This is a genomic window from Lentisphaera marina, from assembly GCF_028745505.1.
Classification (GTDB): domain Bacteria; phylum Verrucomicrobiota; class Lentisphaeria; order Lentisphaerales; family Lentisphaeraceae; genus Lentisphaera; species Lentisphaera marina.
The window spans coordinates 158159-170874 of the sequence record NZ_JAQZZL010000001.1 but is presented as its reverse complement, the minus strand read 5'-3'; the positions used below and the strand labels follow the sequence as shown (position 1 = coordinate 170874).

Below are 12716 nucleotides of genomic sequence, written 5' to 3'. Positions count from 1 at the left end.
AATAAAATGATATATCGCTTGGAAATAAGCCCACGAATCGGGATGGATGATCCTGCTGGACACACGGTTCAGAAAAAAGCTAAGTCTATTTTATCTTATGATTTAAATAAGGTAGAGACGGCTGAAATTTTAACAATAGATGCGAATTTCGCAAGAAAGTCTGCTGAAGAAGTTTTAAAAGAAATTGTCAACCCTGTATTACAGCAAGGTGTTATTGGCGCCTTTGAAGAAAGAACTTTTGATTGGTTTATTTCAGTAGGCTTTTTGGCAGGTGTAACTGATAATGTTTCTCGTACGGCTAGAGAAGCTATACGTGATATTATCGGACGCCCTCTCACTGAAGAAGAAAAAGTATATAGTTCTAGAGAGTATTTTATTAGTTCACCTAATTTAAAGAAGACAGACATAGAACATATTGCTAAAGATTTATTAGCAAATGAGTTGATTCAAAGTGTGGCAATCATGTCTTTTGAAGAATGGAAGCACAATGGTAGTCCCATTAATGTTCCAGAATTTGTTGCGACCGAAGAACCTAAAGTAGATTTCATCAATATTGACGTTAGCGATGATGAGCTCATGGATATTTCTAATTCTAAGACTTTAGCTCTTCAATTAGACGAAATGCAGGCTATTCGCGATTATGCCATTAACAATAATGACCCTGAGCGTGAAGCACTTGGTCTAAAAGGTAAATTGACAGATGCTGAACTAGAATGTTTAGCACAGAGTTGGAGTGAGCACTGTTCACACAAAATTTTCGCGGCAGATATTGAGTATACGGATGCAGAAGGCAATGTTGAGACGATCAACTCACTCTACAAGAGTTATATCAAAAAGTCGACTTTTGAAATAGGTGAGCAAGTTGATTGGTTAGTCTCTGTATTCCACGACAACGCTGGTGTAATTACTTTTAACGAAAAATATGACTTGGCATTTAAACTAGAAACTCATAATAGTCCATCAGCACTCGACCCCTACGGTGGTGCAATGACTGGGATTGTTGGTGTTAACCGTGATATCATGGGTACTGGCACGGGCGCTGAGATGCTAGTGAATGTATGGGGCTATTGCTTAGGTTCGCCTTTTGTTGATTCCAGTGAAGTGCCTGAAGGTCTACTTCACCCACGTCGAATCCGCGATGGTGTTCACCAGGGTGTTATTGAAGGTGGTAACCAATCGGGTATTCCTTATGGCTTAGGCTGGGAGTATTTTGATGCGCGTTACATTGGTAAGCCATTAGTTTATTGTGGTACAGTAGGTATTTTACCTCACAAGCAGCATGGTAAATCAGCATCTCTTAAGACTATTGAACCAGGTGACCTCATTGTTATGGTTGGTGGTCGTATTGGTAAAGATGGTATTCATGGCGCAACATTCTCATCAGAAGAGCTTCATAAAGACTCTCCAGTTGCAGCTGTTCAGATTGGTGACCCTATCACACAGAAAAAAGCTGCTGACTTTTTATACGAAGCACGTGACGCAGATCTTTACCGTTTTGTTACTGATAATGGCGCAGGTGGTCTTTCTTCATCAATTGGTGAAATGGCGACTGAGTGTAATGGTTGTTACGTTGATTTAGCTAAAGCACCTTTAAAATATGCTGGTCTTCAGCCTTGGGAAATCTTTGTTTCTGAAGCTCAAGAACGCATGAGTTTTGCGGTCCCCGCAGAGAAAGTTGATGCTTTCCTTACATTAGCAGGTGAGCGTGATGTTGAAGCTACCGTTTTAGGTACTTTCAATGACTCCGGTAAATGTCACCTCGTATACAATGAACTTACGGTAGCATTTTTAGATCTTGATTTTATGCACGGTGGTAACCCTAAGCTTCAGTTAAAAGCAAAATGGGATGCTCCAGTATTTGAAGAAATCCCTGAAGAGTTTGAAAGTGAAATCTCAGATGATATTCACGAATTGCTAGCAAGTTTAAACTTGTGTTCAAGTGAGTACAAAGCACGTCAATACGATCACGAAGTGAAAGCTTTGTCAGTAGTGAAACCTTATGTAGGTGTGGAAGCTGATGTTGATTCTGATGCATCGGTCTTCATGGCAGAGCCAATGACTCAAGAAGGTTTTGTGCTTTCCAATGGTCTTGCACCATCGTATTCAGATATCGATACTTATCACATGACTGCATCTATTATTGATATGTGCCTTCGTAAGATTGTTGCTGTGGGTGGTTCAATTGAGAAAGTTGCTGGCCTTGACAACTTTTGTTGGCCGGATCCAGTGGAATCTGCAAAAACTCCTGATGGACAATATAAACTCGCTCAGTTGGTTCGCTCCAACCAAGCTCTATATGACTACTGTAAAGCTTTTATGCTTCCTTGTATTTCTGGTAAAGATTCTATGAAGAACGACAGCACTCGTGGTGGCAAGAAAATTTCTATCCCTCCAACGCTTCTTTTTTCTGCAATTGCACCGATGAAAGATATTTCAAAATCAGTGACACTTTCATCCAAGCGAGCGGGTGATTACGTTTACGTAATTGGTGAGACTTTTGCCGAATTAGGTGGTTCTCAGTATGCATCACTCAAAGGCTATGTAGGTAATAAAGTGCCTAAAGTTAATGCAGATGAAGCAAAGAAAATTTATAAGCAAGTTCACCAGGCGACTGATGCGGAGTTAGTTCACTCATTACATGCACCAGCATTTGGTGGTCTAGCGGCAGCATTTGCGAGAAAATCCATTGCAGGTCGTTTGGGTATGGAGATTGATATCAACTCAATCCCATCTGATGACTTAAGTGAAACAGAATTGTTATTCTCTGAATCTAATAGTCGTTTGGTAGCTACGGTAGCACCTGACAAGGCAAGTGAATTCGAAGCAGCATTAGCCGGTGTGTCTTTTGCGAAAGTAGGTGTAGTAACCTTAGATGATGAATTAGTTATTCGTCAGGGTAAGCACATTGTAGCTGCACTTAATTTAGAAAACTTAGTTAAGTCTTATAAAAAGACATTGGATGGAGTTTAATCATGAGTCGCGTTAAAGCATTAATTATTACAGGTCTTGGCCTTAATTGTGAAAAAGAAACTGCAGTGGCTTTTGAAGCTGCTGGAGCAAGTGCAAGTAAGATTCATTTGAATGACTTACTTAAATCCCCTGAGAACTTGAATGAGTACCATGTCTTGGCATTCATTGGTGGTTTTTCTTTTGGCGACCATTTGGGTTCGGGCACAGTGTTGGCGAATCGTATTAAGCATGGTTTGCGTCAAGAGTTAGAATCTTTTATTGATTCGGGTAAGCTAATTATTGGTATCTGCAATGGATTTCAAACCATGACTCGTTTGGGTATTGTCCCAGCCTTAAAGGGTCTTTTTAATCAAGAAGTCGCACTGCAGCACAATGATTGTGGAACTTTCCGCGATAATTGGGTGACATTAAAAGTCGAAGAGGATTCTCAGTGTGTATTCACAAAGGGGATTCATGTTCTACCAGTTCCAATTCGTCATGGCGAAGGTAAATTAGTAGCCATGGATGATGAGACTTTAAATCAACTTGAAGAAGGCGGTCATGTTTGTCTTCGCTATGCAGACCCAGTGACGATTGAACCGACACAAGAATTTCCGATGAATCCAAATGGTTCGCAGAATAGTATTGCAGGGATATGTGATAAGTCTGGTAGAGTGTTTGGCTTGATGCCACACCCGGAGGCTTATATTTCTCCTTTTAATCACCCTCATTGGACGCAGCAAAAAATTAACGGTACTCTTCCTGAAGAAGGTCTGGGTATGCAGATATTTAGAAATGCAGTGCAGTTCGCAGAGGCGGAATTACTCTAGTCTTTATTCCATTTAGATATAAAAAAAGCTCTTCATTGTGAAGAGCTTTTTTTGTGTACAGGGTGTGAAGCTTACTTTTTAACGATCTTTTTGAGGATCATATAGTTTTTGTCTCCTTCACGTACGTAGAGAAGGTCGTTTTCATAGATGAATGTTCTATTTTCAACGCCACCAAGTGGGTATGTGATAGAAGTTTTTATGTAATTAGGACCAACTTCTTTTACGGTGTATTTTAATTTTTTCTCAGAGGAGATGAGGAGAACTTCGATCTCATCTTTTTTAATAATAACTATAGAGCCCTCGAGTTGTTCTTTGACTTGGTTCTTGAGTTTTTCTGGGAGCTCTTTTTTTAAGTTTTTTTCTTGCTCTTTAATGGCGTTAGGAACGTCAAATTCCCAGCGCCCTAAAATGAATTCTTGAAAACTTTGTTTAGTGCTGTCTGCATATAATGTTTGTATGGAGATAAAAGCAATTAGAGTGTAAAGAAGTTTCATTTGTATCCTTTATTAATGAGTATGTTTAACTTAATATGCTAGAGCTTTTGTAATCAAAAAGTTGATAATGGAAATTTACTGTTGATTACTTAAAATAAGTATCATTTGTATCTATTGTACTTATAATTCAGTCTAATTGCAAAAAAATGCACCGGCTTCACGTATAATTAAAGATCGCGATAGTATTTCCACTTAACATTCAGCAATTGAAAACTATATTGGCTCTCAATAGAAAATTCGGAGTTATATATGTCGCAGGTGGACTTCCATCAGATTACTACTTATCTACAAGCCTTACAAAAAAATATTTGCAAAGGCTTAGAAGATTTTGATGGAGAGCAATCTTTCGAGTTTGATCGTTGGGATAAAGATGGAGAGACAGGACTAAATGGTTTTGGTGTAAGTGCCGTTATAAAAGAGGGGGCTGTTTTCGAGAAGGGGGGTGTTAACTTTTCTTGTGTCGAAGGGGCGAAATTACCTGGTTCAGCCTCTGCGCATAGAGGCGAGATTGCGAATAAACCTTTTAAGGCTGCGGGTGTTTCATTAGTACTTCACCCTCGGAACCCCTACATGCCAACGACACATGCGAATGTACGTTTCTTTAGTGCAGGTGAAGAAAATCCAACTTGGTGGTTTGGCGGCGGTTATGATTTAACACCTTATTACGGTTTTGACGAGGATTGTCAGCATTGGCATAGTACTGCTAAGAAAGCTTGCGAGCCCTTTGGTGAAGGTGTTTATGATCGCTATAAAAAGTGGTGTGATGATTATTTTTATTTAAAGCATAGAGATGAACAGCGCGGTGTAGGCGGTGTTTTTTTTGATGACCTTAATGAATGGGGTTTTGATAAATCGTTTGATTTTATGAAAGCTATAGGAGATTCTTTCTTGGATGCCTACCTCCCGATTGCTGAAAAGAGAAAAAACCACCCCTACGGAGAGCGAGAAAGGAACTTTCAAGTACAGAGACGTGGTCGATATGTGGAGTTTAACTTGGTCTATGATCGAGGTACACTTTTTGGTCTGCAGTCTGGCGGTAGAACAGAAGCAATTTTGATGTCTATGCCACCTTTGGTTAGCTGGGATTATTGTGCTCAGTATCCAAAAGGCTCTGAAGAAGCACGATTGACTGATTATTTTTTGAAGCCAAAGGATTGGGTCTAATGAGAATTTTAAAATTTGCAAAAGAAGATTTAATTGTCAGTATTGATAATGCGAATGTCCGCCTTAAAGAGATAGCTAGTTCATCAAATCCTATGCAGGCTTATGGTCTCTACGAGAATGATTATGAAGTCTGGGTGTTTTTCGAGCCGGCAGAGCAGAGTGAAGTAGCTTTTTTTCGCCAAATCTCAATTGAAGATGAATCTGCCTTAGAGCAGGATATCAAGGCCTATTGGCAGGGGAGTCACTTGATGATTTCGACCGCCAAATTAGACTCTTACGTTACTTTAGCTTTGTTTAGGAAATTATATGTTTAGATTGTTATTAGCCTTATTATTTACATTTAGCCTATTTGGTCAAGCATTACAGAATCCTGGTTTAGATAGGCCTTCTTCGATAGTTTATTACCCTGCCAAAAAAGCTTTTCTTGTTAGTAATATGAAAGGTGTAGAAAATGTAGCAGACTCCTACGCAGAGATAGTTCTGATTTCCAACCCTTTTGAAAAGCCAAGAAGAAATGTCTTTAAAGTCTTGCATTCAAACTCAGGTAAAAGAAAAGATATTCAGGCGCCAGTAAAGATGATCTTGGATAATAAGTCTTTAATTGTTGGTGATTGTAAGCAGATAGCGATCTTTGATATTGATGGCTTGTCTTTAAAGCCTAAAAAGTTGATTCCTTTACCTAAAGTGAAGCACCTCAAATCAATGGCTTTGACAGATTCTGGAGATTTGTATTTTACAGATTTACAAGCAAATATTCTCTATAAGGTAGAAGGCTTGTATTCTGCCAAGCCAGAAGTTAAAGCAATGACTAATAAAATTCCTAGACCTAGTGGTATGTTATATGATGATGGCCGACTCTATGTATTAAGTTCAGTTAGAGATCTTTTGTATGTCTACAATTGTCAAACTGATAAGGCAGAGAAAACAATTAAGCTTAGCTCAAATGCGAAATCGGGTGGCGAGGGCTTTATGGATTTATGTCAAGGCTCTGAAGGAGAGCTTTATCTACTTCATAAGGATAAAGAAAGTATTTTCCTTTTTGATTTGGATTGGAGTGGTAAGCGTGGAGCAAGATTGTTTAAGAGCGGAATTGTGACACCCCAGGCAATTAGTTATTATCCAGAGAAAAATGCTTTGCTAGTTCCGCAATACTTCACAAATACAATAAGTTTGCTTCCCGCTCTAAAACCTAGACCGAGTTCTGAGGAGTAACCCGTTGCGGGTATTGCTTACAGGTTTTCCTGATACTAATAAGAAAGCAAGAAAAGTCTTAGACGATTATTCTGCCACGGCTTTGGATTTGCCATTACAGACAATGAAAATAATAAAGGGGTCTATTGGGCTTCTAGGCAAAAGTGATTGGGTAATTTTCACATCACCTACGGCTGTTCGCCTTTACATGCAGCATCTGTATCCTCTGAATCACTTTGATAAAGCAGCTTGTGTCGGCCCTTCTACTGCGGATGCCTTAGAGAGTGATTATGGTAGGGCATGTTCCTTAATGCCCACTTCCTCTTTCTGTGCGACTTCATTAGCCAAAGAAATTATTAAGCGAAAAGATGAATTTATAGGCAAGCGTATTTTGTTTCCTTGTTCAGGTTTGGCTAAAAATGATTTAGTGGATTACTTGGCGTCGCATGGGATAAGTGTAGCGCGGCATGATTTTTATCTTCCAGAGCAAAGAGTCTTAGATTTGCTGCCAGACTTTGATGCAATTTGCTTTTTTAGCTCATCTGCAGTCGAAGCTTACTTCTCATCTAAGGGATCGACTTCACTAAATAACAAGAAGATTGCTCTTATAGGTGGGTCGACAGCTGTTACTTTTAAGCAGTATTCTGACCAGGATTTCACACTTGCTCGAGAAGCTAATGCTGAAGAGACGGTAAAAGCTTTATTTATCTAAGATCTCTTGTTTTTTGTAAATATCTTATTATCAACATTTTTAAAATATGTGTAGTGGGTGTTTTGCGAACTTGGCAAAAAAAATCAATTTTTTTAGCTAAAATCGTTTGCGGAAAAAAGAACTGGCGGTATCCTAAGAGCCCTGTCAGAAACGACGGGTACAAAACGAAGCCGAAAGCGCGCTTTACGAGCAAGAAAAAGAAGATGTTTGATAGTTGAATTATATGATAGTAACGGGCTCCTAAATCAGAGATGGTTTAAGAGTTAATTTTTTCGAGAGAAAACTCAATAGAAATATTTTAAGTAATTAAGTCGGATACAAACACAATCAATTGATTGGAGAGTTTGATCCTGGCTCAGAATGAATGCTGGCGGCATGGATTAGGCATGCAAGTTGAACGAGAAATTCACTTCGGTGAATGGAAAGTGGCGAAAGGGTGAGTAACGCGTGAATAATCTGCCCCTAAGTTTGGAACAACAGTTGGAAACGACTGCTAAAACCGGATGTGAATATAAGATCGCATGATCTAATATTTAAAGGTTACGCTTAGGGATGAGTTCGCGTGCCATTATGCTAGTTGGTAAGGTAAAAGCTTACCAAGGCTATGACGGCTAGGTGGTCTGAGAGGACGATCACCCACACTGGGACTGAGACACTGCCCAGACTCCTGCGGGAGGCTGCAGTCGAGAATCTTCCGCAATGCGCGAAAGCGTGACGGAGCAATGCCGCGTGATCGAAGACGGCCTTCGGGTTGTAAAGATCTGTCAGGGGGGAAAAACGATGATGGTACCCCCAGAGGAAGCCACGGCTAACTACGTGCCAGCAGCCGCGGTAATACGTAGGTGGCGAGCATTATTCGGAATTACTGGGCGTAAAGGGTCCGCAGGTGGTTTACTAAGTCAGATGTGAAATTTCAGTGCTTAACACTGAACCTGCATTTGAAACTGGTAGACTAGAGTATGTGAGAGGTAAGCGGAATTTGTGGTGTAGCGGTGGAATGCGTAGATATCACAAGGAAGACCAAAGGCGAAGGCAGCTTACTGGCACAATACTGACACTCATGGACGAAGGCTAAGGTAGCGAAAAGGATTAGATACCCTTGTAGTCTTAGCAGTAAACGTTGTACACTCGATGTTGGTCTGGTTAGTCGGATCAGTGTCTAAGCTAACGCGATAAGTGTACCGCCTGGGAAGTACGGTCGCAAGACTAAAACTCAAAGGAATTGACGGGGGCCCGCACAAGCGGTGGAGCATGTGGCTTAATTCGAGGCAACGCGAAGAACCTTACCCGGGTTTGACATTGAGCGACGTTCGGTGAAAGTCGAATTCCCTTCGGGGCGCAAAAACAGGTGCTGCATGGCTGTCGTCAGCTCGTGCTGTGAAGTGTTCGGTTAAGTCCGGCAACGAGCGCAACCCATATCCTTACTTGCTAACAGGTAATGCTGAGAACCTTAAGGAGACTGCCCGTGTTAAGCGGGAGGAAGGTGTGGACGACGTCAAGTCAGTATGGCCCTTACACCCGGGGCTGCACACGTGCTACAATGGCCGGTACAAAGGGCAGCGACCTAGTGATAGGAAGCGAATCCCCAAAACCGGTCTCAGTACGGATTGGAGTCTGCAACTCGACTCCATGAAGATGGAATCGCTAGTAAATGGGCATCAGCTACGGCTCATTGAATACGTTCCCGGGCCTTGTACACACCGCCCGTCACATCATGGGAGCTGAGTTCACCCGAAGTCGTTGCGCCAACCTGCTTGCAGGAGGCAGACGCCGAAGGTGGGCTTAGTGACTGGGATGAAGTCGTAACAAGGTAGCCGTTGGGGAACCAGCGGCTGGATCACCTCCTTTTTAAGGAATGAAAAAGACTAACCTCGACTCAAGATTTACTTCTTGATTAGAGTACTTTTTTAAAAGACTTATTACCCCGTTACTATCGTATAATTCAGACATTGAGTATCTAATGCTGTATTTAATACGGGGCCTTAGCTCAGCTGGCTAGAGCGCCGCCCTTGCAAGGCGGAGGTCATGGATTCGAATTCCATAGGCTCCACTTTAGATACGCGCATAGCTCAGTTGGTTAGAGCGCATCGCTGATAACGATGAGGTCCCAGGTTCAAATCCTGGTGCGCGTACCAGAATTTAAGCCTTCCCGAAAGTGGGAAAAAGCTTTAGATCTTTGAAAGGAAGAAAACAATAGAATGAAAGAGTCAAAGTATAATTGAGGTCTTTTAATTATTTATAATTGAAAGAACAAACCAAAAAACAATTTATACCAAGATCGCAAACCAAAAGAATACAAGACAAAGAAAGACTTAGTAAGAATTAGGTGTGTCGCTGAAGATATTATTTTTAATATTTTTGGTGGACAAGCTAGTAAGGGTGTATGATGGATGCCTTGGCACTAACAGGCGATGAAGGACGCGTTAAGCTGCGAAAATCCTCGGGGAGCTGCAAAAAAGCTTTGATCCGGGGGTATCCGAATGGGGAAACCCAGCTGGAGTTATGTCCAGTTATCCCTGACTGAATAAATAGGTCAGGGAGGCGAACCTAGGGAAGTGAAACATCTCAGTACCTAGAGGAAAAGAAATCAACCGAGATTGCGCTAGTAGCGGCGAGCGAACGCGCAAGAGCCTAAACCTAAAAGCATGCTTTTAGGGGTTGCGGGACCTGCAACATTGTATTGAAGAAATAGTAGAATCGTTTGGAAAATCGAACCACAGAGGGTGATAGTCCCGTAGATGAAATTTCTTTAATATATAGCGGGTATCCCAAGTAGGGCCGGACACGTGAAACCCGGTCTGAATCAGGGAGGGCCACCTTCCAAGGCTAAATACTCGTTAGTGACCGATAGTGAACCAGTACCGTGAGGGAAAGGCGAAAAGAACCCCGTAAGGGGAGTGAAATAGAACCTGAAATCATACATCTACAAAGTGTGGGTCATCTTTATATGATGTACCGCATGCCTTTTGCATAATGAGTCTGCGACTTACTGTATACGGCAAGGTTAAGTTATTAAACGGAGCCGAAGCGAAAGCGAGTACGAATAGTGCGATTTAAGTCGTATGCAGTAGACCCGAAACTGAGTGATCTATCCATGAGCAGGTTGAAGCCCGAGTAACATCGGGTGGAGGACCGAACCATTGCGTGCTGAAAAACGCTTGGATGACTTGTGGATAGGGGTGAAAGGCCAATCAAACTCAGTGATAGCTGGTTCTCTCCGAAATAGCTTTAGGGCTAGCCTTGAGTGCTTCTTTACGGGGGTAGAGCTACTGATTTTTCGCGGGCCCTTACCGGGGTACCAACAAATATCAAACTCCGAATACCGTAAATTTATGAGCTCAGGAGTCAGTCTATGTGGGACAAGCCGCATAGACAAAAGGGAAACAGCCCAGATCGCCGTCTAAGGCCCCCAAGATGGGCTAAGTGGAATTAAGGATGTGGAGTTGCTTGGACAATCAGGATGTTGGCTTAGAGGCAGCCACCATTTAAAGAGTGCGTAATAGCTCACTGATCGAGTGATTCTGCGCCGAAAATAATCGGGACTAAAGCCCATTGCCGAAGACGCGACCCAGCTTGCTGGGGGTAGGAGAGCGTTCTATGCAGGAGTGAAGCTTGATGGAAACAACAGGTGGACCGCATAGAAGTGAGAATGCAGACATAAGTAACGAAAAACCAGGTGAGAATCCTGGTCACCGAAATCCGAAGGTTTCCTGGGCAAGGTTCGTCCCCCCAGGGTTAGTCGGACCCTAAGGCGAGGCCCAACGGCGTAGTCGATGGACAACAGGTTAATATTCCTGTACTAGCTAAGTTTAGTGATGAAGGGACGCGGAAGGAAAATGTTAATGACTGATGGATTAGTCATACCAAGCAGGCAATTCGTAGAGTAGGAAAATCCGCTTTACATAAGAACCAACTGTGATGGGGCGAAGAAACCCTCGGGTGGAACCGTCTAACATGGAACCATGCTGCCAAGAAAAGCTTCTAAGCGTTTGAAGCTTAGTTATCCGTACTAAAACCGACACAGGTAGGAAGGTCGAGTAGACTAAGGTGCGCGAGAGAAACCACGTTAAGGAACTCGGCAAATTAGCCCCGTAACTTCGGGAGAAGGGGTGCCCCCTCAGGGGGGTCGCAGTTAAGAGGTCTGGGCGACTGTTTAGCAAAAACATAGCACTCTGCAAACTCGAAAGAGGAAGTATAGGGTGTGACACGTGACCAATGCCAAAAGGTCAAATGGAGAGGTTAGCCTTCGGGCAAAGCTTCGAAATGAAGCCCTGGTGAATGTCGGCCGTAACTATAACGGTCCTAAGGTAGCGAAATTCCTTGTCGGGTAAGTTCCGACCTGCACGAATCGTGTAACGATCCAGACACTGTCTCAACGTGGATCTCGGTGAAATTGTAGTTCCGGTGAAAATGCCGGATACCCGCAGATGGACGGAAAGACCCCATGAACCTTTACTGTAATCTGATATTGTTGTTCGGGCAGATATGTGTAGCATAAGTGGGAGACTGTGAACTTGCGTCGTCAGGCGTTTGTGAGTCGTCAGTGAAATACCACCCTTATCTGTCTGGGCATCTAACCCCACGTCCGTGAATCCGGATGGGGGACAGTTTCAGAGGGTCAGTTTGACTGGGGCGGTTTCCTCCTAAAATGTAACGGAGGAGCTCGAAGGTCTACTCAGTATGGTCGGCAATCATACGTAGAGCGTAAGGGTAGAAGTAGGCTTTACTGTAACACCGACAGGTGGAGCAGTTGCGAAAGCAGGACCTAGTGATCCAGCGGTGGAAAGTGGTATCGCCGTTGCTCATCGGATAAAAGGTACTCTGGGGATAACAGGCTTATCGCACCCAAGCGTCCATAGCGACGGTGCGGTTTGGCACCTCGATGTCGGCTCATCACATCCTGGGGCTGAAGAAGGTCCCAAGGGTCCGGCTGTTCGCCGGTTAAAGTGGTACGCGAGCTGGGTTCAGAACGTCGTGAGACAGTTCGGTCCTTATCCTCTGCGGGCGTAGGATATTTGATAGGAGCATTCCCTAGTACGAGAGGACCGGGAATGAGTGACCTCTGGTGTTCCAGTTGTACCGCCAGGTGCATTGCTGGGTAGCTAAGTCGCGAAAGGATAAGCGCTGAAAGCATCTAAGCGCCAAGCCCCCCTAAAGATGAGATATCCCAGGATTTATCCTCTAAAGGCTACAGGAAGACTACCTGTTCGATAGGCTGGAGATGTAAGCATAGCAATATGTTCAGTTGACCAGTACTAATCAGCCGTGAGGCTTGTCCACCTCTTTTTTAGTTGTCATCAACTCGATGCCACCTAAAAAAGATAATAAGCACACAAGTAACTAACTCTACTAAGTTAGGTCTTGCGATCTACTCAA

General features: G+C 42.8%; 7 protein-coding genes, 2 tRNA genes and 2 rRNA genes. 10 read left to right on the top strand and 1 reads right to left on the bottom strand.

From position 1 onward, the window contains the following. The first annotated feature begins 6 nt into the window (after nt 1–6). Entirely contained in the window at nt 7–2970 is a 2964-nt protein-coding gene (locus PQO01_RS00765; protein WP_274312134.1) for a phosphoribosylformylglycinamidine synthase subunit PurL, read from the top strand. Nucleotides 2971–2972: 2 nt separating this feature from the next. Next, complete coding sequence (locus tag PQO01_RS00760) at nt 2973–3779, top strand: phosphoribosylformylglycinamidine synthase subunit PurQ (RefSeq protein ID WP_274312133.1); 807 nt, start codon at nt 2973–2975, stop codon at nt 3777–3779. A 71-nt stretch (nt 3780–3850) separates the two neighbouring features. Here the strand turns inward: PQO01_RS00760 and PQO01_RS00755 are convergent, their stop codons facing one another. Next, nucleotides 3851–4273, bottom strand: a complete 423-nt coding sequence (locus tag PQO01_RS00755) for a hypothetical protein (protein ID WP_274312132.1) — start codon at nt 4271–4273, stop codon at nt 3851–3853. A gap of 249 nt (nt 4274–4522) precedes the next feature. On the opposite strand from PQO01_RS00755, the gene hemF reads away from it, so the two are divergent. The 8 genes from hemF to PQO01_RS00715 all read left to right on the top strand — a co-directional run bounded on the left by hemF (nt 4523) and on the right by PQO01_RS00715 (nt 12620). Beyond that, a complete protein-coding gene (gene hemF, locus PQO01_RS00750) occupies nt 4523–5437 on the top strand; it encodes an oxygen-dependent coproporphyrinogen oxidase (RefSeq protein ID WP_274312131.1) in 915 nt (304 codons plus the stop codon). After that, nucleotides 5437–5751 carry a hypothetical protein gene (locus PQO01_RS00745; RefSeq protein ID WP_274312130.1) on the top strand — a complete coding sequence of 105 codons (315 nt, stop codon included), beginning with the start codon at nt 5437–5439 and terminating at the stop codon, nt 5749–5751. Before hemF ends, PQO01_RS00745 begins: the two co-directional genes overlap by 1 nt. Further along, nucleotides 5744–6649, top strand: coding sequence for an NHL repeat-containing protein (locus PQO01_RS00740; RefSeq protein WP_274312129.1), 906 nt, complete (start codon nt 5744–5746; stop codon nt 6647–6649). Before PQO01_RS00745 ends, PQO01_RS00740 begins: the two co-directional genes overlap by 8 nt. A 4-nt stretch (nt 6650–6653) precedes the next feature. Then, on the top strand, nt 6654–7340 hold the full coding sequence (locus PQO01_RS00735; protein ID WP_274312128.1) for a uroporphyrinogen-III synthase: 687 nt from the start codon (nt 6654–6656) through the stop codon (nt 7338–7340). A 332-nt stretch (nt 7341–7672) separates the two neighbouring features. Continuing rightward, nucleotides 7673–9188, top strand: a 16S ribosomal RNA gene (locus PQO01_RS00730). A 128-nt stretch (nt 9189–9316) separates the two neighbouring features. Next, nucleotides 9317–9390: transfer RNA gene (locus PQO01_RS00725), tRNA-Ala, on the top strand. A gap of 8 nt (nt 9391–9398) precedes the next feature. Next, nucleotides 9399–9475: transfer RNA gene (locus PQO01_RS00720), tRNA-Ile, on the top strand. 228 nt (nt 9476–9703) lie between these two features. Further along, nucleotides 9704–12620, top strand: a 23S ribosomal RNA gene (locus PQO01_RS00715). Together the 16S and 23S rRNA genes with 2 tRNA genes alongside form the textbook arrangement of a ribosomal RNA operon. Nucleotides 12621–12716: the final 96 nt, after the last annotated feature.

Excerpts from the sequence above, each read along its gene's own strand:
- PQO01_RS00765 (WP_274312134.1), top strand. The coding sequence starts at position 7 with ATGATATATCGCTTGGAAATAAGCCCACGAATCGGGATGGATGATCCT.
- PQO01_RS00760 (WP_274312133.1), top strand. The coding sequence starts at position 2,973 with ATGAGTCGCGTTAAAGCATTAATTATTACAGGTCTTGGCCTTAATTGT.
- PQO01_RS00755 (WP_274312132.1), bottom strand. The coding sequence starts at position 4,273 with ATGAAACTTCTTTACACTCTAATTGCTTTTATCTCCATACAAACATTA.
- hemF (WP_274312131.1), top strand. The coding sequence starts at position 4,523 with ATGTCGCAGGTGGACTTCCATCAGATTACTACTTATCTACAAGCCTTA.
- PQO01_RS00745 (WP_274312130.1), top strand. The coding sequence starts at position 5,437 with ATGAGAATTTTAAAATTTGCAAAAGAAGATTTAATTGTCAGTATTGAT.
- PQO01_RS00740 (WP_274312129.1), top strand. The coding sequence starts at position 5,744 with ATGTTTAGATTGTTATTAGCCTTATTATTTACATTTAGCCTATTTGGT.